This is a genomic window from Parafrankia sp. FMc2, from assembly GCF_041008525.1.
GTDB lineage: Bacteria > Actinomycetota > Actinomycetes > Frankiales > Frankiaceae > Parafrankia.
Map to the genome: position 1 here is coordinate 1 of NZ_JBFLUG010000041.1, position 22,957 is coordinate 22,957.

At 68.9% G+C, this 22,957-nt stretch carries 25 protein-coding genes, 1 tRNA gene, 2 pseudogenes and 1 riboswitch; of the genes and pseudogenes, 14 read left to right on the forward strand and 14 right to left on the reverse strand.

The window, feature by feature from the left end:
* The coding region (locus AB1460_RS16255) for a hypothetical protein (RefSeq protein WP_368962214.1) at positions 1-797 on the reverse strand (797 nt) is incomplete at its 3' end.
* Positions 798-1,311: 514 nt separating this feature from the next.
* Between AB1460_RS16255 and AB1460_RS16260 the strand changes: the two genes are divergently transcribed.
* Genes AB1460_RS16260 through AB1460_RS16270 form a run of 3 tightly spaced genes read left to right on the forward strand, consistent with a single transcriptional unit; the run spans position 1,312 to position 4,479 of the window.
* Positions 1,312-3,030 carry a hypothetical protein gene (locus tag AB1460_RS16260; RefSeq protein WP_368962215.1) on the forward strand — a complete coding sequence of 573 codons (1,719 nt, stop codon included), beginning with the start codon at positions 1,312-1,314 and terminating at the stop codon, positions 3,028-3,030.
* Positions 3,027-3,593: a hypothetical protein gene (locus AB1460_RS16265; RefSeq protein ID WP_368962216.1), complete on the forward strand. Its 567-nt coding sequence runs from the start codon at positions 3,027-3,029 to the stop codon at positions 3,591-3,593. Before AB1460_RS16260 ends, AB1460_RS16265 begins: the two co-directional genes overlap by 4 nt.
* Positions 3,586-4,479: a glycosyltransferase family 2 protein gene (locus AB1460_RS16270; protein WP_368962217.1), complete on the forward strand. Its 894-nt coding sequence runs from the start codon at positions 3,586-3,588 to the stop codon at positions 4,477-4,479. The genes AB1460_RS16265 and AB1460_RS16270 overlap by 8 nt, the downstream gene beginning before the upstream one ends.
* 61 nt (positions 4,480-4,540) lie before the next feature.
* Here AB1460_RS16270 and AB1460_RS16275 read toward each other — a convergent pair whose 3' ends face one another.
* Positions 4,541-4,948 carry a hypothetical protein gene (locus AB1460_RS16275; protein WP_368962218.1) on the reverse strand — a complete coding sequence of 136 codons (408 nt, stop codon included), beginning with the start codon at positions 4,946-4,948 and terminating at the stop codon, positions 4,541-4,543.
* 495 nt (positions 4,949-5,443) lie between these two features.
* On the opposite strand from AB1460_RS16275, the gene AB1460_RS16280 reads away from it, so the two are divergent.
* The 6 genes from AB1460_RS16280 (at position 5,444) to AB1460_RS16305 (ending at position 9,368) form a co-directional block, all read left to right on the forward strand.
* A complete protein-coding gene (locus AB1460_RS16280) occupies positions 5,444-5,635 on the forward strand; it encodes a hypothetical protein (protein ID WP_368962220.1) in 192 nt (63 codons plus the stop codon).
* 167 nt (positions 5,636-5,802) lie between these two features.
* Positions 5,803-6,165 carry a hypothetical protein gene (locus AB1460_RS16285; protein WP_368962222.1) on the forward strand — a complete coding sequence of 121 codons (363 nt, stop codon included), beginning with the start codon at positions 5,803-5,805 and terminating at the stop codon, positions 6,163-6,165.
* Between the two features lie 49 nt (positions 6,166-6,214).
* On the forward strand, positions 6,215-6,406 hold the full coding sequence (locus AB1460_RS16290; protein ID WP_368962224.1) for a hypothetical protein: 192 nt from the start codon (positions 6,215-6,217) through the stop codon (positions 6,404-6,406).
* Positions 6,407-6,415: 9 nt separating this feature from the next.
* Entirely contained in the window at positions 6,416-6,583 is a 168-nt protein-coding gene (locus AB1460_RS16295; RefSeq protein WP_368962225.1) for a hypothetical protein, read from the forward strand.
* A gap of 80 nt (positions 6,584-6,663) precedes the next feature.
* Entirely contained in the window at positions 6,664-8,889 is a 2,226-nt protein-coding gene (locus AB1460_RS16300; protein WP_368962226.1) for a cell division protein FtsK, read from the forward strand.
* Positions 8,890-9,143: 254 nt separating this feature from the next.
* A complete protein-coding gene (locus tag AB1460_RS16305) occupies positions 9,144-9,368 on the forward strand; it encodes a helix-turn-helix domain-containing protein (RefSeq protein ID WP_368962227.1) in 225 nt (74 codons plus the stop codon).
* Between the two features lie 246 nt (positions 9,369-9,614).
* Here the strand turns inward: AB1460_RS16305 and AB1460_RS16310 are convergent, their stop codons facing one another.
* Positions 9,615-9,851, reverse strand: a complete 237-nt coding sequence (locus AB1460_RS16310; protein WP_368962228.1) for a hypothetical protein — start codon at positions 9,849-9,851, stop codon at positions 9,615-9,617.
* A 4-nt stretch (positions 9,852-9,855) separates the two neighbouring features.
* A complete protein-coding gene (locus AB1460_RS16315) occupies positions 9,856-10,143 on the reverse strand; it encodes a hypothetical protein (protein ID WP_368962285.1) in 288 nt (95 codons plus the stop codon).
* A 158-nt stretch (positions 10,144-10,301) separates the two neighbouring features.
* Here AB1460_RS16315 and AB1460_RS16320 point away from each other — a divergent pair, with 158 nt between their 5' ends.
* Entirely contained in the window at positions 10,302-10,523 is a 222-nt protein-coding gene (locus AB1460_RS16320) for a helix-turn-helix transcriptional regulator (protein WP_368962229.1), read from the forward strand.
* Between the two features lie 320 nt (positions 10,524-10,843).
* On the opposite strand, the gene AB1460_RS16325 is transcribed toward AB1460_RS16320, so the two are convergent.
* Positions 10,844-10,920: transfer RNA gene (locus tag AB1460_RS16325), tRNA-Ile, on the reverse strand.
* Positions 10,921-11,265: 345 nt separating this feature from the next.
* Positions 11,266-11,805 (reverse strand): hypothetical protein, encoded by a 540-nt coding sequence (locus AB1460_RS16330; protein WP_368962231.1) that lies wholly within the window; start codon positions 11,803-11,805, stop codon positions 11,266-11,268.
* Between the two features lie 623 nt (positions 11,806-12,428).
* Between AB1460_RS16330 and AB1460_RS16335 the strand changes: the two genes are divergently transcribed.
* Complete coding sequence (locus AB1460_RS16335) at positions 12,429-12,842, forward strand: YciI family protein (protein ID WP_368962232.1); 414 nt, start codon at positions 12,429-12,431, stop codon at positions 12,840-12,842.
* An 8-nt stretch (positions 12,843-12,850) separates the two neighbouring features.
* Complete coding sequence (locus tag AB1460_RS16340) at positions 12,851-13,996, forward strand: RNA polymerase sigma factor (protein ID WP_368962287.1); 1,146 nt, start codon at positions 12,851-12,853, stop codon at positions 13,994-13,996.
* Positions 13,997-14,046: 50 nt separating this feature from the next.
* On the opposite strand, the gene AB1460_RS16345 is transcribed toward AB1460_RS16340, so the two are convergent.
* The 5 genes from AB1460_RS16345 to AB1460_RS16365 all read right to left on the reverse strand — a co-directional run bounded on the left by AB1460_RS16345 (position 14,047) and on the right by AB1460_RS16365 (position 18,769).
* Positions 14,047-14,607 (reverse strand): DUF7676 family protein, encoded by a 561-nt coding sequence (locus AB1460_RS16345; protein ID WP_368962234.1) that lies wholly within the window; start codon positions 14,605-14,607, stop codon positions 14,047-14,049.
* Positions 14,604-15,518 (reverse strand): (2Fe-2S)-binding protein, encoded by a 915-nt coding sequence (locus AB1460_RS16350; RefSeq protein ID WP_368962235.1) that lies wholly within the window; start codon positions 15,516-15,518, stop codon positions 14,604-14,606. The genes AB1460_RS16345 and AB1460_RS16350 overlap by 4 nt, the downstream gene beginning before the upstream one ends.
* Before the next feature lie 64 nt (positions 15,519-15,582).
* The gene (locus AB1460_RS16355) at positions 15,583-16,434 is read right to left on the reverse strand and encodes an ABC transporter ATP-binding protein (protein ID WP_368962237.1); all 852 of its coding nucleotides are present in this window, start codon (positions 16,432-16,434) and stop codon (positions 15,583-15,585) included.
* The gene (locus tag AB1460_RS16360) at positions 16,434-17,456 is read right to left on the reverse strand and encodes an iron chelate uptake ABC transporter family permease subunit (protein ID WP_368962289.1); all 1,023 of its coding nucleotides are present in this window, start codon (positions 17,454-17,456) and stop codon (positions 16,434-16,436) included. Before AB1460_RS16360 ends, AB1460_RS16355 begins: the two co-directional genes overlap by 1 nt.
* 110 nt (positions 17,457-17,566) lie before the next feature.
* On the reverse strand, positions 17,567-18,769 hold the full coding sequence (locus tag AB1460_RS16365) for an ABC transporter substrate-binding protein (RefSeq protein ID WP_368962238.1): 1,203 nt from the start codon (positions 18,767-18,769) through the stop codon (positions 17,567-17,569).
* A 32-nt stretch (positions 18,770-18,801) separates the two neighbouring features.
* Positions 18,802-19,004, reverse strand: a riboswitch (cobalamin riboswitch).
* Positions 19,005-19,222: 218 nt separating this feature from the next.
* Here AB1460_RS16365 and AB1460_RS16370 point away from each other — a divergent pair.
* On the forward strand, positions 19,223-19,675 hold the full coding sequence (locus AB1460_RS16370) for a pyridoxamine 5'-phosphate oxidase family protein (protein WP_368962240.1): 453 nt from the start codon (positions 19,223-19,225) through the stop codon (positions 19,673-19,675).
* Positions 19,676-19,751: 76 nt separating this feature from the next.
* Here the strand turns inward: AB1460_RS16370 and AB1460_RS16375 are convergent, their stop codons facing one another.
* Positions 19,752-20,174, reverse strand: coding sequence for a TOBE domain-containing protein (locus AB1460_RS16375; protein ID WP_368962241.1), 423 nt, complete (start codon positions 20,172-20,174; stop codon positions 19,752-19,754).
* Between the two features lie 95 nt (positions 20,175-20,269).
* On the opposite strand from AB1460_RS16375, the pseudogene AB1460_RS16380 reads away from it, so the two are divergent.
* Positions 20,270-20,943, forward strand: a pseudogene (locus AB1460_RS16380) (zinc ribbon domain-containing protein).
* Positions 20,944-21,153: 210 nt separating this feature from the next.
* Here the strand turns inward: AB1460_RS16380 and AB1460_RS16385 are convergent.
* Positions 21,154-21,810 carry a molybdopterin-dependent oxidoreductase gene (locus AB1460_RS16385; protein ID WP_368962242.1) on the reverse strand — a complete coding sequence of 219 codons (657 nt, stop codon included), beginning with the start codon at positions 21,808-21,810 and terminating at the stop codon, positions 21,154-21,156.
* A 726-nt stretch (positions 21,811-22,536) separates the two neighbouring features.
* A pseudogene (gene tnpA, locus AB1460_RS16390) lies at positions 22,537-22,946 on the reverse strand (IS200/IS605 family transposase); the annotation flags it as partial.
* Positions 22,947-22,957 lie beyond the last annotated feature (11 nt).

Here is a 22,957-nt window from a genome sequence, read left to right on the forward strand (position 1 = left end):
GTCTGAAATTCGTAGCGCGATCGATTTACAAAGTTACTTGTCAGGACTATGTCTTCTCCGCCGCTTCTCCTGCAATGCATTGATCCAGAAGGATCGATGGAGTGGATCTCCCACTCTGAGCCATCAGGGCAGGCGCCGCAGAACTCTTGCACAGAAACTCCGTGCGCGAGGCTGATGTCTCCTTCAAAAATCGATAGGACGTGTTCCAACGGAAGTTCCCATAGCGTGATTGGACGATGAATCGCAGGCATCTCAAAGAAGTCTCGACCGATGGAAACCAGTAACGCTGACTGGCCGGGATCTGGAGGTTCGGGAAACACGACATCAGTCGGAGGAGTAACGCCGGGACGAGTTGCGAAAACAAACGAATGATTGTTGGCTGCGGCACCGAAGCCCGTTGCGAATGCTTGCCCGACAGCATCAGTAAGCAGTGACCAGTCATACTCTTCCTCTACATCAACCCCCACCGCCATCTGCTCCGTCTCCATTCCTTTCGGCAGGTGCAACGCTTCTGCGTTGGTTCCGACAGCGATTCCACGGGTGAGATATTCGGATAGCCATTTTCCTCGCCGAATCTGTCTTCCTACCCGACCACCCACGCTGGTCAAACTCTTTTTCGAGCGGAAGTTCTTACATTCAACCACCTCGATCTCCCCACCCGGCATACGCACGACAATATCTCCCACCTTTAGGGATCTGGTTATATCGCAGATAATTGCAAAAGTTCCGGTGTCTATGATCTGACGTGCAATCGAGATTACAAAATCGAGATCGCCTTGATTCTCCGTCAGCGCCACCGTAGGCGCCTCGGACTTCGCTAGGTTCCTTATCGTGTGCCGGTCGAGGACCTGCCATGCTAACGTGTCCCCGATAAGGCGAAGCTTACTTTCATGAAGCTTCCACATAGCATATTCAGTCGACTTCCGCGGAAGGCCTCGACGCCTAACTTGCGCTTCTCGAAGCATCCTCAATAGTTCAATCTGCACATCAGCAAAGTCGACCCACGACGAAGGGCCTAGAACCCTCCCAAGTATTTCCTCACGCTCAGCTCTCAGCTCATCTGTGTTCGTCATGCGGTCCATTATGAAGGAACCATTCGTTCCCATGGGTGTCCGGGCAGCGGCGCGAGAGCCCTGTCAACTTGACGCTTGACACACGTGTGGGGACCACACATGGAACACTTGACGGTGGAGATGGAGCCGGTCCGGCAGCGGGAGAACTGTGTCGACAGGTCGCAAGTTGGTGCTTCGGGCGCTCGTTGTAGTAACCACCGTGGTGGGAGCAGGTGGGTTATGGGCGCTCGGAGCGTCGGTGTCAGCGGCCAAGGCCGGTGTCCTTTGGCAGCTCGGCTTGGGACTCTTCACCGCGTTGCTGACCGCGCAGACCATCGTCTTCGCAGTCAGCGCCGACCCGGAGACGGTCTGGCCGTCGTTTCTCGACCTGGTCGAAGAGACCGGCTTGGTCCTCTGGCTGACGGCGGGAACGTTCTCCGTACTGCTGCCTGCAGCCGCCGACATCACCGGACGCGGTGGCCTCTTGGCCGACCTCAGTCTCGGGCTCGTGGTCGCGCAGCTCGTGTTGGGCATCGACTCGCTACAAGCGCTTCTGCGGGTGCTCGCCGGTGAGGGCCGGCAACTCTTCCTTGCTCGGCTGGCGTCCGAGGATCTCAGGCGCGCCGCGCGGTCCGGCCGGCCTGTTCGGGTCGATCGGGCGCACGCGCTTGCCGGCTACTTGGGCGCGGTCGAGACAGCGATCGACAGCGCAGACGTAGCGGCCCTCGGCCAGCGCATGACGGAAGTGGCACGGCAGGCACGGGACGACGAGCACGCCGAGGTCGCCCGGTGGCGGTTGGCGCTGCTCACGTACCTGATCGAGCGGGTCGGGCGCGCGGTGCTTTACCACGACCTGACCGGCGATGCGGCACGCGTCGCACTGCCCCATCTCATCGACGGGGCGTTGCACTCCAGCTACCGACTCACCGAGCTGACCGGCACCGGAGCGGCGTCGGAAGATCACGTCAGCGATCTCGAAGCGGCGGTCACCCTGGGCCAAGTCTGCCGTGTAATCGGCTGGCTTCAGCAAGCCGCGCACGAGCGGCTTCAGGAACGGCCGGATGACGTCAGCGCCCGACAGGTGATCTCGTCGGTCGCCAAGGGCCGGCTACGGATCGTTCAGTTCGTCGATCCGGACCCGCCCGGCTTCTACCGGCAGGCAGAGGACCCCTGGCCGTACGGGTTGAGCGATCCGGCCGCGGTGCTGGTGTGGCTGTGGTCCATGTGCGAGTTCGGCGGGTCCTGGGTCGGCAGTGGTCTGTACGTACTCGCCGAGGTGATCACCGGTGAGAAGTTCTACGGCAACTATTGGAACGACGACTGCATCTTCACCGAGATCGAGCGACGGATCGGTGCCGACGGTTCCCGGCCGCACCGCACCGAGGACGGGCGCGCCGCCGAGGTCGTCGCGGCATGTGGAGGGCTGCACACCGTCGCGCTGGAGCTGTGCGCGACCGTCATCGCCGGTCTGCGGAACACCCGCTTCACTCCACCGGCCGGCTTCGAGCAGGACCCGACCTTCTCGACCGACCGGCGGTATCTGCGCTCACAGATCACGATGTTCGCGACGTACGACTGCCTTCCCGACCCGGACAGCGCGTTGGACTGGCTCTCGACCGCGCTGTCTCAGTTCCCTACTCGGCGCTCGTTATGGCGCACCGTCGACACCGCGGTCGGCACCGCCGGGCATCCGGGCACTCTCGACCTACACGGGCCGGACGCCCGGCCGGCCGCGACGACGCTCGCGGCCCTGTGCTGTCTCCAGATGCACCGGCCGGACGACGCCCGCGAGTTCGTCGATCGCCTGCCTGAGCCGCTCGTCGCCGGTGCCTTGCAGCTTGCCCGCTTCTCGCTGACCACTGACGGACCTGCGGAGCCGGTCATGCTCACATGGTCGCCCCGCACCGCCGATCGCCTCGGCGACCGACCGGCACGGCGACAGGAACTGTTGGGCATCGTCGAAGCGATCCTCCGGTGAGCACCGGGCCTACTCCCGCGCCGGACCTGTGGCGGCGGAACTTGCCCACGGTCGAGAGTGCCGCGACCGTGTGGACGGTGCAGGTCGCGACGCCGTGGCTCACCGATCCCGACCACCAGCGGGTCCGGGACGACCTCGACCTCGTCCTGTTCCGCCGGGCGCTCAAGGAGCAGACCGGCTTCTGCTTCCGGCGCGTCCTGCTCTATGACCCGCCGAGCGACCTCGGCGGCGCGCCGGACAGGTACGCCGCCGCCCAAGCCGACCACGCGGCTTGGATCGGTCGGGTCCGCCGGCACCTTGCCGCCAGCGGCGCCGAGGGGAGCGCCGGTGGATCGCTTCCCGAGGGCTGCGAGTACACGGTCCGGCTGCTCATCCTCGGTCGGGCGGGCACGCGCACCGCCCCGGCGGTCGAAGATGGACTCTGGACCGAACAGACACCACCGGCCGACGTCCAGGCCGCGTGGTCCGACCCGCGGCTGATCCCGCTCGACCCACACGAGGAATCCATCATCGGACCGCATCGGGACCGCAACCCACTGTGGCAGGGGGCGTTCCTTGGCTGACGAGCCCTTCATCGACCCTGCCCTCGGCCTCACGCTCGTCGGGCACCGCTCCCTGGCCGACCGGACCGGGCCGGTCAGCATCTGCATTCCCGCCCACAACGAAGCCGAGACCATCACCGAGGTCGTCAGCGAGGCTCGCCGAGCGATCGAGATACTCGGCACGGATGGCGAAGTCATCGTCGCGGCAAGCGCCTGCACCGACGAGACCGCGACGCTCGCCCGTGCGGCTGGCGCGCGGGTGATCGAAGCCGAGAAGGGCAAGGGCAACGCGGTCAAAGCCGCACTCTCGGAAGCCACCGGCACAGTCGTGGCGACTGTGGATGGCGACTTTCGATATTTTGGCTCTGAGCCGATCGCCGCGACGCTGCTTCGGCCGATCATGACGGGAATCGTCGACGCGACGATAGCCGACCTCTACTGGCGTCCGCTCTATCCGCAGATGTGGCTTTACGGCTTCCTGGCTCCGCTGGCGGGCCGCATCTTCCCCGAGATGCTGCCCAAGGTCGGCGCGACCCCGTGGTCAGGGCAACGAGCCGCGGTCCGGTCCCTGTGGCCTGCCGACCTACCCGGCGGCTTCACTGTCGACCTCACGCTGAACCTGGCATGGAACGACGCGCCGGCGCGCGTTCGTCCGGTGCCTGTTGATGACTGGGTGAACCCCCAACGCCCCAAGCCGGAGTTGCTCCGGCAGGAGTTCGATGTCATAGCTGCCCACGGGGTGATAAAGGGCCGCATCAACCCTGGAGACGTTGATTCTCTGACCTCTTGGTTCACGCAAGCTCAGCACCGCATGGCCACCTACCGGCCCGACGTTGACGACGTCGAAGAGTTCGAGCAAATGCTACTGCGTGAGAGCATTCGGTCTATGCCGCCTTCTGCCGGCTGACCGCTTGGATATGAACGAGGCCGCTTCCCCGATCTTCCTGGGAAGCGGCCCTCGTCGTGTGTCAGGTGCAGCCGATCAGGCGCCCGTAGAGCGCAAGCGCGAGTTCGGTGATGAACGCCTGTTCGTAGCGTTCCTCGGTCCGGAACGTGACCGGCTGGATGTCGACCAGGTCTGCCGCGCGCCTACGACGCGCCGAGAGGGTCATGCCCGCGGTGCCCGGTGCCAGGCACAGCATGATCGACATGATCCGGTCTATCGGCGGGTCGAGCGCGTCGACGGTGTCAGCCACCAACCGCGCGGCTTCGAGTGCCCGTTGGGCGTCGGGCGGTGCCTCCTCACTCGGCTTTGCTGGGTTGAGCAGGTCGACGAGCGCCATACGGTCGAGCAGCGACCGGGCCCGTGCGCCGTGGCGCAGGGTTGCGCGCAGCTCGGAGCGGAGAGCCTCGAAGTCAACGGTCGGTGTGATCATCGCGGTTCGACAGGGGCCAGTGTGACCCCACGGCGTCCCCCGTCGGTTCGCCTCCTCTCTGTGGCGGGTGTCCCGGACCTTGCCGGGGGACGTGTTCCGTCCGGGACGACCCAAGAGCATGCCAGGTTTGCAGCTTGATCGCCATGTTTGCCTGCGTTTGCGTCCTACAGCCGACGCTTGAGGCATCCAGGGGCGTTCCAAGGCCGTCCGATCACTACGGGCTGCACCTGCGCTGAGCTGCACAGATAGCAGTCAGCTAGCACTTTCCCAACAGTCCTCCCACACTTTCGCCGCGCATTGCCGACGTTCCGTGCGCAGTTCTTCGCTCTCTCCCAACTGATACCCATCCGGAACTCGGCGTTCTGGCCTGCGAATCCCAACAGGCGACTGCCCCATGATGGGAAATGTCGAACGGCAGCCACCGGAAAGCGAGCCTGATAGGCGAACCCGCCGAGCGATGGCCGCCGACAGAACACCTATCCACTGGAGGTAATAATGCGTCGCTACTACTATCGATCGCCCTTCGGGACCATCCTCCGCTGGACGCTGGGGACCGGGGCTCTGTTCCTCTTCCTGACCGGCCTTCAGTGGCTCTTCATCAAGGTCATTCCTGCGATTCTTCCTTTCATGGTCGTCGGAACCCTTGTCGTCGCGGTCATGTGGAGCGTCCACCGACTACGGGAGTAGCGAGAAGAATCCGATTCTCTGCGGCAGGGGCGAACTCTTTTGGAGGACCTGGCCGAGAACGCCAGTCAGGCCGAGAGGATCACCCGCCACTTCATCATGGCTACTGCCAGTCCGGCACCGAACTCCAGTAATCCGTTTCTTCACCCACGGCATAAGGAGCTATAGAAATGTCCAACTCACGTAACGCGGGCACCACCGGGACCGGCGACGCCGCGGTTTTCGGGAGCCTGGTGTTGGCCGATCTGGAGAATCGCGCCACCCGAGCGTACGCCGATCACGGGGACGGCTACACCGCGTCATCTGTCCTGCATGTGCTGTGGATGGACCACGCCGACGAGTCCCTCCGGAAGGCGTTGAACCTCGTCTTCGCCGAACTGGAGAGGCACCACGCGAGGACGCGGAAGGCGTGGCACGACCTGTACAACGCGTGGGCGGTGGCTGCGGGGATCGAGCCCATTCCCGACGAGCCCGACGAGGGTCTCGGCGGTGACATCAGCAACGACTGCAACTTCGGTCCCGACAGCGTGTGACGCCACAAAGTCACGTTCGATTTTCCAGGGAAAGGATTCGACGTTCACCATGGCGAGCATCTCCATCGTCGTTCTTCTGCTCTTCGCGGTCGTGGTTCTCGTCCGCTCCTACCGACTCTCCATCTCGTCGGCGCTGCTGTGCATCGTGCTCGGCTTCTACCTGGCCTCGTCCAGACTCGCCCCGACGATCGGCGACATCATCGGCGAGGTCGTCGGGATCGTCTCGACCATCGGGGTTTAGGGGAACCGCATGCCGTCTTTCGTCCTCGCGACGATCGTCTCGGCGCTCGTCCCCTCGAATGCAAGCCTGTTCGCGATCCTGCTTATTCGACTCGCGGAGGAAAACCGCGAGGCCACCGACCGGCGCCGTCTGGAGGAAATGCAGCGGCGTAAGGAAAACGCCACACCTAATCGCTGAATCCGCCCCGGGGCGCGGTCCTGACCGCCAAGACAGACGCCGCGCCCCGGGCTCCCCGCTCTCACGGAGGAACTACAAGTATGTCCGAGAATCCGCCCCCGGCACCGTCCGATCCGGCCGGTGCGCCGCACCGCACCGGCGGGTGGGTGCCCGACGTCAGCCCCGAGGCGGGCAGCCTCGTCCCGTACGGGTCCGGCGACCGGCTACCCGCCACACCAGCGCAGATCGTGTACGACCTCGTGAAGGCCATGCCGCACGACGGCCGGTCCGACACCGAGGACGTGGTCGTGACCGGCGTCCCGGTCAACCCGCCCGAACCGCCGCCGAGTCCATGGGCGCTTGCCCGGTCCGGCGCGCGGCGGCCGGTCCTGCCGACCTGGTTGCGATCGTGGGCGGCACTGCGATCGGCGGCCCGGTGGTTCGCTGGCTACTGCTTCCACACGGCCCTGTTCCATGCCGTCCGGCTACCGTTCTACGCCGCGGTGCTGCTCTGGCGTGCTCCCCGTGGCCTCGGCCGCGTGACGACCGGTACCGCCGGATGGCTGACCGACGCCGAAACTCGACCGGCCCGCGCGACGGCGATCCGTCGGGAGGAGACGGGCGAGTACCTCAGGCTGGCGAAGCTGCGGGATGCTCGCGTCCGCGTCCGCACCATCATGGCCTTCGCCGCGGGACTGCCGTCCATCGCGGCGTTCACGATCGCGTGGACAGCGACTCCCCCGGCCGTCCATCTGGCCATCCTCGCGGTACTGGTCGGCGTCCTGGGCTTCATCGGCGCGCCGGCGGACCGGCCGCTCGTCGGGCCGGCCGTGACACCGACGAAGGTTGGTCGGCTGACCGCCGACATAGTGGTGCGTGCACTGGAGTCCCTCGGTATTGCCGAGATCAACAAGGCGCGACGGGAAGGCGGCGGGATTACCTTCCCGGCACCGATCACCCGCGATGGGCCCGGATGGCGCGCGGACGTCGACCTCCCTTACGGCGTGACCGTGTCCGACATCCTCGACCGCCGGGAACGTCTCGCGTCCGGCCTGCGGCGTCCGATCGGGTGCGTGTGGCCCGAAGCCGTCCACGACACCCATGCCGGACGGCTCATCCTGTGGGTGGGCGACGAGGACATGTCCAAGGCCAACGCCGCCGAGTGGCCGTTGGCACGGCGTGGCACCGCCGACGTGTTCGCGCCCCTGCCGTTCGGGTCCGATGCTCGCGGCCGGCCGGTCACGGTGCTCCTGCCGGAGAACAACGTCCTCGTCGGGTCGCTACCGGGCGCGGGCAAGACCTCGGCGGTGCGGGTGCTGTTGCTCGCCTGTGGGCTGGACCCCACGTGCGAGACGTGGGTGTTCAACCTCAAGGGCACCGGCGACCTGGACGCCGCCGAGAAGTTCGCTCACCGGTACGTCACCGGCATCGACGATCCCAGCATCGAAGCGGCCCTGGTCGCGTTGCGGGACCTGCGGGCCGAGGTCGTCCGGCGGGCGGGAGTGTTGAAGAACCTCCCGAAGGACCTGTGCCCGGACGGCAAGGTCACCCGCGCACTGGCCAACCGCCGCTCCCTCGGCCTGCACCTGCTCGTCGCGTTCTTCGACGAGTGCCAGAACCTGTTCACCCACCCCGTCTACGGGGAGGAAGCCGGCACGCTGGCCACCGACGTCATCAAGCTCGGACGGGCCCTCGGGGTCGTCCTCGTCCTGGCCACCCAACGCCCCGACGCCAACAGCCTCCCGACCGGGGTGTCGTCCAGCGTGTCGGTGCGGTTCTGCCTGCGGGTCATGGGCCAGGTCGAAAACGACATGATCCTCGGGACGTCGATGTACAAGAACGGCATCCGGGCAACCACGCTCCGGCCCACCGACAAGGGAATCGGCTACCTCGTCGGCGCCACGGATGACCCGCTCATCGTCCGCGCCTCCTACATCGACACGCCGACAGCCGAGAAGATAGCCGACCGGGCACGCGCCGCGCGTATCCAGGCCGGCACGCTCGCCGGAATCGCGGCAGGGGAAGCAGCGCCAGTACCGACCGACCGGACGTCGACCATTCTGGACGACGTGTTGGCCGTAATTCCGGCCAGCGAAACCAAGGTGTGGTCGGAGACGATCGTCGCCCGACTCGCCGAACTACGCCCCGACGCGTACACCGGATGGGGCGCCGAGCAACTTACCGTCGCGCTCAAGCCCTACGGGATTTCCCCCGGGCAGGTCTGGGGCACGACCACCGGCGGGAAAGGCGCCAACCGGCGCGGGATCGAGCGGCAGCAGATCGTCTCGGCGATCACGGATCGTAGCAGAATCGGGGGCAGTGGCTGACCGCTTGCGCTGCTAGGTCTAGCACCCCCACCTGCTAGGTCTAGCAGCACCTCTAGCAGCCCGAACTGCCTCTGAGTTGGGCTCTAGTGGCCTAGCAGGGCTCCGGCGGAGAGCTGCGGAACCGGCCAGATAGGCACTCTCACCCCCTTCCCACCCGTTGCTAGACCGCGAGAGTCAGAGGTCACTCAGCGTAGCAGCATGCGACGAGGTCGCACGGGACCAAACGGAACATCACTCTCGCCAAGAGGAGCGAAATGCCTACGAAAATTTCCGGATCGGCGTCGACTACCGGAAACCCCGAAGAACGCGGTACGCGACTTTGGACAGCTAGCGATCTGGCCCGTTACCTCGGCGTACCCGTCAACACCATCTACAAATGGCGAAGTACCGGCGATGGTCCTCCAGCTTATCGAGTCGGGCGGTATCTCCGCTTCGATTCGGCGCAAGTGGCCGACTGGCTTGAGAAGCAGCGGAGCTAATAGCACCGGGAATCCCTTGCCCGCCAGGAACTTCCAGCCCACGAATCGACGATAACCAGTTTCGGCGGGCGGACCACTCGACCCACGGCCCGAACACCGGCCCGCAGAAATCCCTAAAATAGAAGTGACCCCCGGCACCTGGTCAGGTGCCGGGGGTCACTTCCGTTTTCGGTATGGAGTTCGGATTCTCCTGTGACGGAGCCGACCGGCGGCGCCGTCAGGCGACCAACGGCCACCCCGGCATGGTCAGGAGCCTCCCCGTGCCGATCCGCAGTCGCACGGGCTGACAAGCCACGTCCGCCGCGCGGCAACGCTCGGGTCGATGATCCCGGTCATCGCCTCCACGTACCGCACGGCGAGCATGACCGACGGCCGATGGCGCAGCGGTGAGGGCCGACCGTCGGACTCCACGAACATCAGGTGCACCGGTCTCGGGTCGTCGCTCGCGAGGATCACGACGCGGGCACCTGTCGTCGCGCTCACGGCCCTACTCACCGGTGAAGGCGCCGAGGGCCGCTCCGACCGTGCTCAGGTCGGCGTCCTCGTCCTCGTCGTCGTGGCCGATGACCTTGAACGACAGCTTGCCGTCCATCATCGATGCCAAGACGCACACGATGGGCAGTGTGCGCAGTGCAGCCGCGAGCGTCGCAGGGTGGATGCCGTCCGGGACGGTCACCGTGACGTAGTGGTACGGGCCTGTTCCCTCCTCGTTGATCGTGAGCGTGGTGTCGGGGGCGCTCCCAGCGCTGGCGGTGCGCGCGGGAGCTGACAACATGTCGGACACGGTGTCGACCTCCTGAAGGGTCGGTGCCGAGGGCCGCCCCTGGTGCTGACTCACCGAGGGCGGCCCGCCTCTTTTCGGGCTACTGGGCACGCTACACGCGCTCTTCCACCATCGGTAGTCCTAGGGTGGTAGTCCCTAGGTTCGTAGTGGTGGGCCGGCTGATCACGATCTCCGAAGTGCAGGAGCTGCTACGCCCGTCGTCGCCGGACGGGCACCTCTCACGCCGCCGCGCCGACCAGATCACGCGGAAGGTCGACTTCCCGGAGCCTGCGCAGAAGACCCCGGCCGGCCGCTTCTGGGACGAGGACGACGTCCGCGCGTGGATCGCGGCGAACCGCTCATCGGACGACACCGACCTCGGCACCGGATAGCGGCACCGCACCGCGCGCCGCCATGAACATCATCCGGGCGCACACACGCAACACGATCGTCACGTGATGATCGGCGAACAGGCATCCTCGGTCACGGCGAGACGGGTGCAGCGCCGGCCAGTGCGCCCGCCGATCCCCGCCGCATGCCCGCAATTTGCCTCACGCGGGCCGGATGGACAGATGCGGCAGCAGCCAACGACGAGTGGCATCGAAGATCAACGACGACCGTCGACAGCTTCGCAAAGCGTGGGGTTTCCGTGGGGTTTGCGATCTTCACGGCTTGCCCGATAGGCTCGAAAGTGGCCTTCTACCAGAGGTTTTGGTGGGGCGGGTGGGGCTCGAACCCACGACCGACGGATTATGAGTCCGCTGCTCTGACCGGCTGAGCTACCGCCCCGGCGGGCCACCGTGAGTGTGGCGACCACCCCCCAAGAGTAGCGGTCCGGGTGATGTGTGGCCCGAGCGGCGGACGGATCGGCTGGCGTCCCGCAGGGCGGAGGGAACAGCGGCCGCAACCGGGCCCGGGAGCACCGTCACCGGTGCTGCCTGCCAGGGTAAGGATGCGGGCCCCGCGTGCCTGGTCGGGACGTGCCTCCCAGTGCTCCCCCACCCTGGTCGACGGGTGAGCGAGCATGATCGGGAGGCACGTCCGCGTCCTGGCCCGGCCGGGCCTGCGTCTCACGGCGCAGCACGGCACGGAGAAGTGCGTCGATGGGGCCGGGTGGGGCGTGGAGTCCGGCCCTTACGACAGGGAACGCAGGGCGCGGGTCTTCGCCAGCATCTCCTCACGCCGGCGCTGGCGCTCCTCATCCGTCGAGGGCGGGCTCACCCAGAAGGAGAAGCACCAGTCCTGGATGGTGCCCATCGAGTCCCAGAGGTACTGGATCTCGTAGCTCTGACCGTCGACGGAGACGATGTGGTTCGGCCCCCAGGATTCCTCGGCAGTGATCCACGGGTCGTTCCACTCGTCGGGCTGGGTCCGCTTGGTGCTGATGCTCTTGTCCGAGCCGACCGCGTCTCCGATCTCGCGGGGCTGGGCGGTGAAGAGGTAGGTGCCGTCGGGGAGGTTGACGTCGATGTCCCACCAATATTCGAGGTTGTCCTTGATTCCCTCGCTGTTGTCGACCCACATCACGTCCGTGGGATTACCCGAGTCCTCGTAGGGGACGGATTTCGACAGGACATCCCAGTACGTTCCCTGCTCCAGGGGGGCGCCGAGCTGGCTGAACTGCAGCGACAGCGTCGGAGGGGTCTGGTTCCAGACGTACACCCGGTTCGTCATACGGCCGCCCTTCGGTCTACGACAGATACCGCGTCTCCTACCCGCGGTCAGGGCCTTTCATGACAGGGCCTCCGCTGGGCGGGCCATGGAGGTTGGCCGTGTTCCTCTGAAACTCCCGGAAACACAGATCCCGTTCTGGCTTTTACCCGGGTCCGGGCGGCATGGTCAGATTCTTCTGGTCGTCGGGTGCGCCACACACCGTCAAGAATTGCTGGGAGTTCGCAGCTTTTGAACAGCACGCCGACGTGACTGGTCGGCGGGTCGCTGACGACGAAGGCGGTCCGGGGTGCGGCGGTCGACGTCGACGTCGACGTCGACGTCGACGATCATGCCGGACGTGCCGGACGTGCCTGAGGTGGCTGAGGTGGCTGAGGTGGCTGAGGTGGCTGGCGAGCGTTCATGGCTGTCGCCGGATCATGGCGGGCGGGCCTCGCTCCGTCTCACCCTCGTGCCCACGTGCCCACGCACCACACCGTGGACGTGGCACGCCGCGCGACGTACACCTGGGTCCGTCCACGATCGCCGGAAAAAGTTCGGGCGGGGATGTCGAGATGCCGTGGCTGGCTCCGTCCCTGGGGTGGACGCGGCCACAATGGGCCGCACCAGCACGGAGGAGAACCGTCATGGCCAAGTACCTGCTGCTCAAGCACTACCGCGGCGCGCCGGCTGCGGTGAACGACGTGCCGATGGACAAGTGGACGCCGGAGGAGATCTCGGCCCACATCCAGTACATGAACGACTTCGCGGCCCGGCTCGAGGGGACCGGCGAGTTCGTCGACGGTCAGGCGCTCGCGGCTGAGGGCAGGTTCGTCCGGTACGACGGCGAGGGACGCCCGCCGGTCACCGACGGCCCGTTCGCCGAGACGAAGGATCTCATCGCCGGCTGGATGGTGATCGACGTCGACAGCTACGAGCGTGCCGTCGAGCTGGCCGGGGAGCTGTCGGCTGCCCCCGGGGCGGGTGGGAAGCCGATCCACGAGTGGCTCGAGCTGCGCCCGTTCCTGACCGCGCCGCCCACCATCTCCGAGTGCCACTGACCTCCGAGGTGGATGAGGTTCTGCTGCGCGGCCTCAGCCCCCAGGTGCTCGGGATCCTCGTCCGCCGCGGGGCTGACTTCGCGGCGGCCGAGGACGCCGTGCAGGACGCGCTGGTCGAGGCGGTCCGCGCCTGGCCGGCCGACCCGCCGCGGGATCCGTTGGGCTGGCTGGTCACCGTGGCGTGGCGTCGGTTCCTCGACGCGGCCCGGGCGGACGCGGCCCGCCGCCGCCGGGAGGACGTCGTCGACGAGGAGCCGGCACCAGGGCCCGCCCCCGCGGTGGACGACACGCTGGCGCTGTACTTCCTGTGCGCGCACCCGTCGCTGACGCCGGCGTCCGCGGTCGCACTCACGCTGCGGGCCGTGGGCGGCCTGACCACCCGCCAGATCGCGGCGGCCTATCTGGTGCCCGAGGCGACCATGGCGCAGCGCATCAGCCGGGCGAAGCGGACCGTCTCCGACGTGCGGTTCGACCAGCCCGGGGACGTCGCCACCGTGCTGCGCGTCCTCTACCTGGTGTTCAACGAGGGCTACGCCGGCGACGTCGACCTCGCCGCCGAGGCCATCCGGCTCACCCGGCAGCTCGCGGCGGCGATCGACCACCCGGAGGCCGCGGGGCTGCTCGCCCTCATGCTGCTCCACCACGCCCGGCGCGCCGCCCGGACCGCGCCTGACGGGGCGCTGGTGCCGCTCGCCGCGCAGGACCGCGGCCGGTGGGACACCACACTGATCACCGAGGGCGTCGACATCCTGCAGGCCGCCCTCGCCCGCGACCGGCTGGGCGAGTTCCAGGCCCAGGCGGCCATCGCGGCACTGCACGCCGACGCGCCCACCGTCGAGGAGACGGACTGGGTGCAGATCGTCGAGTGGTACGACGAGCTCGCCCGGCTGACCGACAGCCCGGTCGTCCGGCTCAACCGCGCGGTGGCCGTCGGCGAGGCGGACGGGCCGCGCGCCGGTCTGGCGGCACTTGCGGGGCTGGACGCCGCCCTCCCCCGCCACACCGCGGTGGCGGCGTACCTCCACGAGCGCGACGGCGACCTGGCGACGGCGGCACGGCTGTACGCCGAGGCGGCCCGGAAGGCACCCAACCTCGCCGAACGCGACCATCTGACACGCCAGGCCGCCCGCCTCAACTCCCGCCAGGACCGCTGAGAGCTGAGAGTCGAAGGCGGCCCGGCCGCGGCCAGGTCGGCCGCTGGGGGTCAGCCGTGGCGGAAGCCGGTGCCGGTGCGGTCCGTCGGGTCCGGGGGCAGGCCGAGGTAGCGGGCGCGCAGCTGGTCCCAGGCGGCGAGCCGGCTGAAGTCGGGGGCGGGCAGCAGCTCCTGGGCGTCGCTGAGGAACGGGTTGGGCAGCAGGACGGTCATCATCTGCTCGTTGATCGCGTTGAACATCCGCAGGCCCCAGGACGTCGGCGCGCCCCCGGGGCCGAGCCTGCGGTACAGCTCGGCGCGGGCGCAGCGGCGGATGCGTCCCAGCTCCGGCCCGCTCGCCGTGTGCTCACCGATGCACAGGTGGAAGTGCCAGGCGCCGAAGTCGACGGTGACGTAGCCGTCGTACATGGCGATCTTCCGGGGGGCGTTGGGGGCCGCGACCTCCCAGGCGGCTCCCTGGACCAGGACCCCGAAGCCGATCTGGCGCCAGTGGTCGGTGAAGACGTCCGTGATGATGCCGAGCAGGGTCTCGGTGTCGATCGGCAGGTCCCAGATCTGCAGGGTGCCGTTGCCGAGCTCGTCGACGGTGCGGAAGCCGGTGTCGGTGGTCATCTCCGTGTCCTTTCCTGTGGTCCGGGCAGCGGGCAGTCGCCGCAGGTGCCGCCGCCGGGCACCCGGTAGAACAGGCAGCAGCTGCGCCGTACGACCGAGGCGGCCATGACCTGCCCGTCCGGTGTGAGCGCGTGGACGGTCGTGCCGGCCAGCGGTGGCGTCGCGAGCAGCAGCGCGGTGAGTCTGCCCACGGCTCCGCTCTCGGCCCGGCCCGCGCTGGAGCTGGAGCTGTTCGGCGCCGGCGGGGCCGCGAGAAATCCGCTCAGCATCCGGGTGGCGCCGACCAGCGCGGACGCGGCGTTGCCCCACAGCAGTCCGGGAGGGAGACGGGTCTGGGCCTGGAGCGCAGCGAAGTAGGGCCGCAGGTTCCGCTCGACGACGACCTCGCGAAGCAGGCTCCCAGCCGCCGCCACCGGCCCGTCCGCCCCGTTGGCGCCGTCGGCGCCGTCGGCTGGGTCGGGTGGGCTGGGCGCAGTCGGCCACCAGCCGGCGGGCCGGTCGACGATCAGCCGCAGCGGGGCGGTGAGGCGGGGCTGGACACGCAGTGCGGACGGGTCGAGATCCGGGACGATGCCCGAGGTCGCCCACGTTCCCAGCGCGACGGACCAGAGCCGCGCCGCGTGGCCGAGGGCGAGGGTGGACGCGGCGACCCGCCGCTCGACCCCGCCGAGCCGGGCGTTCACGCCGTCGATGGCCGCCGTGAGCGCGGCACCGCCCAGGTACAGCTCGCTGACCGACACGGGCGCGGTCTCGTCCGCGTCAGCGGTCCCGTCGGCATCAGCTGTGCCGCCGGTGCTGATCGTCGGCGCCGCCGACGGCACGTCCGCCTCGAAGTAGGGGCTGATGGCGGTGAGGGCTGCCAGCGCGGAGCGGACCCGCGCGCTGTCGGCCGGTTCCGCGGAACCGCTCATCGGTACCTCCCGGTCGAGGCGCCTCCGGTGGAGGGGCCCGCGGTGTGTGGGGCTGGCTGGCTCGTCACAGCGGGCCGCGCAGCTCGAAGGTTCTGGTCGCCGGGTCGAAGCGGAGGTCGTCGCCGTCGAAGGAGGTGTTGACCGCGCCGGAGCCGACCACCTCGTCAGGGTGCCCGGTGTGGAGGGCCCCCGTCCGGTCGACGAGCCAGACCTGGTCGGCGACACGCAGGGAGAGTTCGAGGTCGTGGGTGGAGACGATCACGGTGAGGTTCCGTTCCCGGGCCAGCCTGCGCAGCAGGGCGGTGACAGTGACACGGGACGGGGCGTCCAGGAAGGCGGTCGGCTCGTCCAACAGGATCATGGATGGTTCCTGGGCGAGCGCGCGGGCCATCATCACCCGTTGCCGTTCGCCGTCGGAGAGTTCGCCGACGGGGCGGGCGGCGAGATGGCGGGCGTGGACGGCGTCGAGCGCCCAGCGCACGACCGCGTGATCGGCGTCGGTGAGTCGTCCGGTGGGGCCGGTGTGCGGGTGACGGCCCAGGCCGACGAGCTCGGCGGCGGTGAGCAGCCCGATCTGGACCCGGTCGGTGAGCACGACGCCGACGAGCCGGGCCCGTTCGGCGCCGCCGAGCCGGGCGAGATCGGCCCCGTCGAGCCGCATCCGGCCGGCGAGCGGCGGCTGGAGCCCGGCCAGGGTACGGAGCAGGGTGGACTTGCCGATCCCGTTCGGGCCGAGCAGGACGGTGAGCTGCCCACGCGGCGCGGCGGCGGACAGCCCGGCCAGCACCTCCCGCCCCGACCGCCCCGACCGCCCCGACCGCCCGGACCGCCCGGACCGCCCGCGGAGGCTGGGCGGGCGGAGGGCGCGCCGCCGGTAACCGACGGCGAGGTCCGCCAGGACGAGGCCCGGTGCCATCAGGCGGCTCCGGCGACGTCGACGCGGGCGCGCAGCAGGACGGCGATCACGATCGGTGCGCCGACCAGCGCGGTGATGACGTTGATCGGCAGGACGAGGCCGGTGCCGGGCAGCTGGGCGGCGATCGAGCAGGCCAGCGCGAGCAGCGCGCCGGTGAGCAGCGTGCCGGGGACGAGCACCCGGTGGTCGGCGGTGTCGAGCAGGCGGCGGGCGACGTGCGGCACCGCGATGCCGAGGAAGGCCACCGGCCCGCAGAAGGCGGTGACCGCCCCGGCGAGCACGGACGCGCCGAGCAGCGTCACCGCGCGGACCCGGCGCAGCCGCAGCCCCAGCGTGCGGGCGTAGTTCTCGCCGAGCAGCAGGGCGTTGAGCGGCTTCACCGAGGCGAGCGCGACGAGCAGTCCGAGGCCGACCGCGGGCGCGAAGACCGTCAGGTCACTGCTGGACGTCCCGGCGAAGCTCCCGAGGGACCACGTCCAGTACTGGATGGCGCGTTCCGGGGCAGTCCAGGTGAGGAGGAGGCTGACGACGGAGCTGACGGCGCTGCCCAGAATGACGCCGATGACGAGCAGGGTGACGACGGAGCGGACCCAGTTCGCGAGCAGGAGCACGGCGGCCAGGACGATGGCCGCGCCCGCGGCCCCGGCGATGACGACGCCGAACCGGTCACTGCCGGCGACCTTGGCGGTGAAGGTCCCGCCGGAACCGCCGATCCCGGCGACGACGAGCGCGACACCGAGGCTGGCGCCGGAGCTGACACCCAGCGAGTAGGGGTCGGCGAGCGGATTGCGGAACAGGGTCTGCATCTGCAGCCCGGCGACGCCGAGGGCCGCGCCGGCAAGCGCGGCGGTGAGCGCGCGGGGCAGCCGGATCTGGCCGACGACGACCGTCCACCGCGGGTCGTGCGGCGCCCGCCCGGCGAGGACCCGCAGGGTCTCGTCGAGTGGGACGGCGACCGAGCCGACGGCGAGCGCGAGCAGGAACGTCGCCGCGACCGCCGCCACGAGCCCGCCGAGCACCAGCGCCCGGCGCCCGCCCACCCGGCGGCGGCCGCGGCGCTCAACCGCGAGGGGCTCCCCCGCGGCAGCTCCGGCGGGCACCGCCGTGGGGGACGTGGAGGTCGGTGACGTCGTCACGTGATGCGGCGGTAGAAGGCGAAGGTGTGGTCGGGGAAGGCGTCGGGGTGCAGGATCGCGGCCAGGTCGCCGAGCACGAGGTCGGGCCGGGTGACGCCGCGTTCCCAGTAGTCGTTGCCGCCGCCCGGCCCGATGACCAGCGTGTTGCTCCACACCTGCCCGCCGTGGACGGCCGCGAGCTGGCCGTACCGCTCGTCCTCGGTGGTGACGTCGGCGAGGTTCTCCCATTCGCCGTCGGCGAGCCAGACGGGGGCGCTGCCGGATTCGGTGAACACCGTCTCGAAGTCGAGTTCGAGGCTGCCGGTGTCGGTCTCGCCGGCCCACGGGTAGGTGGCGCCGGCGTCGGCGAGGAGCTTGCCGACGTAGCTGCCACCGGACGGCATGTACCAGGTGCCCTGGTACATGGTACCGATCAGCGTGGAGACCGGGTCGCCGCCGGGCACCCGGTCGGCGATGGCGGTGTAGTCGGCCTCGATCCGGTCGAAGACCTTCGCCGCTTCGGCCTCGTCGCCGGTGAGGGCGGCCATGAACTTCACCCATTCGGCGCGGCCGAGCGGGTCGGCCTCCAGCCATTCGGCGTTGGCGACGACGGGAATGCCCGCGTCCCGCAGCGTTCCGTACTCGGCGGATTCGGTGCCGCCGGTCATCACGATGTCCGGTGCCGCGGTGACGACCCGCTCGGTGTCGATCTGGCCGCCGGGGGCGTACTCGACGATCTCGTCGGCGTCGGCGCGGGCCCGGATGTCCTTGTCGACGACGGTCGCGGCACTCGCCACTCCGGTGAGGACGTTCTCGCGCCCCAGGTCCACGAGCAGCGGCAGATGCGTGGTCGAGCCGGAGTAGAGGCCGCGGACCGGGATCTCGATCCGTGGTGCGCCGGCGAGCTCACCGGTCAGTTCTGGCTCGGGCGTCCCGCATCGGTAGAGCACGTACGACTCGGGTTTCCCGTCCGGGTACGGCTCCTTCACGGTGAGGACCTGGTAGGCCTTCTCGTAGCGGACGGTGAAGTTCTTCGCGTGTTCCAGCGTCGAGCGGTCCGGGAAGTAGTCGGCCGCCGGGTCGAAGTCGGTCACGCACCCCCGGGCGTCGGCATCCGCGCCGGCCTGCGGTGACGAGGATGTCCCGTCGTCACCGCAGGCGGCGAGCAGGGCGGGGGTGAGTAGGAGGGTGGCGCTCAGGGCCACCAGACGTGCGCGCATGCCGGAATCGGCCGCCTTCCAACACCTCGTGGACGGATCGCGGGTGCCGTGGCCGGTCTCCTGGCTGACGGGTGGTGCGCCGGCGGCCGCCTTCCCGGGCGTGCGGTCCGTGTGGCCCGCTGCCCAGTGGCTTCCCCGGCAGGCGGGGAGTGGCTGTCGACATCCCGATCACAGTGGCGAGGGCCGCTCCGGCATCACACCGGTCTTCCCGAACACCACGGCGACGAGAACGGTACGGTCCACACCACCTCATCTGCAAGGCTATGCAAGTGTTTTCTCGTTCTGCCCCAGACCGTCCGAGCTCGGCCCTAGCCTGGTCGGTTCGCCACCGCTGGCCGGCTGCCGGCGGCTGGCCGCTGGCCGCTGGCCGCTGGCCGCTGGCTGGCAAGGCGGCGCATCTGGCCTGGAGCCCGCCATAGGGTCGAAAGACACCGGGCTGACGAAGGGACAACGATGAGAGAGCAGCGTCGGGGCCGCAAGATCGCCATGGCCCAGGACGAGGTGGATGCCTTCCTCGCCGAGGAGCGCACCTGCCGGGTGGCGACGACGAGCCCGAGCGGTCCTCATCTGACACCGCTGTGGTTCGTGTGGGACGGGCAGGCGCTGTGGCTCAACTCGGTCGTGAGAAGCCAGCGCTGGACGGACCTCGAGCGTGATCCGCGGGTCGCCGTGGTCATCGACACCGGGCACGGCTTCGGTGAGCTGCGCGGGGTGGAGATCCGCGGCCGGGCGGAGAGCGTGGGAGAGGCCCCGCGCACCAGCACCCCCGACCCCGACCTCGCCAACACCGAGCTGCTGTACGCCCGGAAGTACACCGGCCGCGACGAGATGCACTACGACGGCCGGCACGCCTGGCTGCGGGTGGTCCCCGAGAAGATCAGCAGCTGGGACTTCCGCAAGATGTAGGGCGGCGGGGCCGGCCGCCGGCCGCCGGCCGCCGACAGCCGGCTGGCGGCTGGCGGCGGCGGCTGGCGGCCTTGCGTCACAGTGCGGAGAAGGCGACCTCCGTCGACTTGATCAGTGCCGTGACCGCCGTTCCCGGCTCGAGGCCGAGGTCGTCGGCAGCGGCGCGGGTGATCGCGGCGGTCAGCTCGGTGCCGGGCCCGAGGGCGACCCGGGCCAGCGCCATCGCGCCGCCGGTGTCGAGGGCGACCACGGTGCCGCTGAGCCGGTTGCGGATCGTCAGCCCGGAGGTCGCACCGATGGCCAGGGAGACGTCCGTCGCCTTGATCAGCACCTCGACCTCGCTGCCGATCGCGACACCGACGTCCTTGATGGCGTCCATGGTGACGGCGGAGGTGAGCGTCTCGCCGTTCGGCAGATCTATGCGAACGGTGCCCATCACAGCGCCGCCGGTGATCTCGGCGACGGTACCGGTGAGCCGATTGCGGATGCTCAAGGTCATCGGGAACTCGCCGTGGATACCCCGGTCTTCCGGCCGGAGAGGAAACGGTGCTCCACACTGGAATGCATGTTCGGTCCTTTCGGTAGAATGTTGGCGTGCCCCGCTTTCGGCTCTATCCGTCCGCCGGACAGGTCGGCGGGCCGGTTGAGCACTGCAGGCATGCGCGTTTTGCGCGGAATCTGGCGGTGGAGCAGCAGGAATGGCGGACGCCCCACCGGGCAAGGCGCCGAACCATCTGGAGCACTGCCGGCAGTTGACCGAGGCGCGGGCGGAGGTCCACTGGCTGCGAGCCGGATAGCAGACTGTTCAGCAGCAGGCCCTGCGGGACTTCGACCAGGCGATGCGAAACTTCTTCGGCGGTCCGCACCGGCGGCCGACCTATCGGAAGAAGGACCCGTTCCGCCCGGGGCACGGCCGAGAACCCGGGGCGGAACGTCCGACAGAAAGCCAGCCTGAACCGGGGCATCCTCGCTGGCGGCTGGGGTTTGTTCGTTCAGCGCCTGGAACAGAAGGTACCCGGGCGGGCGGAGAAGATACCGGCCGCCTGTACCAGTCGGCCTTGCTCGGCCTGCGGGCATACGGCGCCCGGGAATCGCGGGAGTCAAGCGGTGTTCCGGTGTGTCGCCTGCGGACATGAGAGCAACGCCGACGTGAACGCTGCACGGAACATCGCCGCAGGGCGTGCGGTGAACGCGCGGGAGGCGGCCCGACAGGGCTTCCCGTGAACCGCGAACCTCAACGAACCACACTCCCTCGGGTGAGTGTGTAGGAGTTGGAATCCCCCGCATTCAGGCGAGGGAGGACGTCAAGGCTGGACAGTAGCCAGGTCCTGTTGCGGGCGGATTACGCCCGAGCCGGCAGCCGTCGGCCGGACACCCGATCGGGCCGGTGGCGACAGGCGGGCTCCCGAGGGGCCGAGGGGCCGAGCAGAGCCCGGGCCCTGGTCGTGACGCGGGGACCCGGGCCTGACCCGGGCGCCCTACGAACCGACGCGTACCAGGGTGATCGAGGAGATCGAGGAGACGTACCGGCCGCCCTTGGTGTCGGACGGCACGGTCAGCCGGGGGCCGTCCGCGGCGAGGGAGACGCCGTCCTCGGTGGCGGCGATCAGGGCCTGGACCCCGCCGAAGCCCTCGGTGATCTCGGGCCAGGACAGCACGGACTCGTACCCGTCACTGGCGCGGATCAGCACCGCGTAGCGGAGCAGGTCGTTCTTGACCTCGGGCCGGAACTTCGGGCCGGCCGCCTGGATGACGTCGACGAGCCGGGGGCCGGTGTAGGTGTGCGTCTGCGTTCCGCTGCCGCTCGCGAACGACACCTGCTGGGTGTGCTGCGGGTACTTCACCAGGTCGGCGACGGTGAGCCGGACGGGGTGCGCGACAGCACCCTTGACGACGAAGGCGGCAGGCCGCGGCGGCGGGGTCGGCCTCGGGGGCTTCGGGTGGTGGGCGGACGTGGCGGCGCGCTGGCCTGCCCCGGAGGCCCCGGCGGCCTCGGCGGCCGCACCGGGCAGGAACGCGACGAACGCTGCGATGAGGAGCGTGGGCACGGCGAGCAGGGCGGTGCACCGGCGGGAGAAGACCCCACGGGTGAGGTGCCTGTGGATGAGGACCCTGCGGGTGGGGTGCGGCGACATCTGACCGTCTTTCCTTCTGTCTGCGAGCGGAGGCGAGAACGGAGAGGCGCAAGCTCACCAGCTGCGGCTCCGTCGCCCGCGGAGGGTCAGGCGCGGGAGCGACGGAGTGCCCGGAGGCTCCTCCCGTCCACTTCCCGCACCTTAACGAATCTCCGCATATGAGGTGTTGAAACACCAAAATATCCGCAAGTACGGACATCCGGGGTTCGCGGGTTCTGGCCGCGCCGCCCCTGCCTCTACCCCTGTGCCCGCCTCGGCCCGCCTCGGCCCGCCTGCGACTACGGGACTGCGGGCTGGTGTGCAGCCAGCGGCCCGCGGGGCAACCGGGGCGACCGGCAGATCTTGCCGACAGGTAGCGACCGGTGTGCTCTGCCGATCGAGACCGTCGAGTTCGGCGAACACCCGGGCCGCCACCCGACGGTGAGACAGTCATCAGCGGCTTACTGATTCCGCATTCCGGGATGCCACCATTCCCCCGGTTGAGCAGAAAAGTATTCACGGAGAACTGCGGTCACGCCGGGATCATCCGGTGCGGGCTGTCGTGAACGATGCCGGATCACCGAACTACACGCCGCCGCCCCCGCCGTCTGGCAGGTGGTGGACAGGTCGACGACGCCGCACCGGGTAGAATCGCGCTACCGAAATGCGGGCCAGTGCTCCGGCCTTCAGGACGGGGGTGAAGGGCCGCGTGGGAAGGCCGCCTTGCGGCCTGAGCGTGCTCTGGACCGGGCGTTTCTGCTGGTCGATGTACTGGTGGAGGACCGACAGCGGCGCTCCGCCGACAGAGCCTGCGAAGTAGGACCCGGACCAGAGCCGGTTGGCCCGCCAGTAGTGCCGGGCGAGGTCGGGGAATTCCTGGCGCATCCGGCGGGACGACACGCCTTTGAGGCTGTTGACGAGCTCGACAGGGCGGCCTTGGGTGGGAAGTGGACGAGGAGGTGGACGTGGTCGCCCTCGCCGTTGAACTCGACCAGTTCGACCTCGAAGTCGGCGCACACCGCCCGCATGATCTCCTCCAGTCGGGTCAGGTGCCGGTCGGTGAACACACGGTGCCGGTACTTCGTCACGAAAACCAAGTGGGCGTGCAGGACGAAAACACAGTGCCTGCCAGTGCGAACGTCGAGATCTGGAGCCATAGACCAAGTGT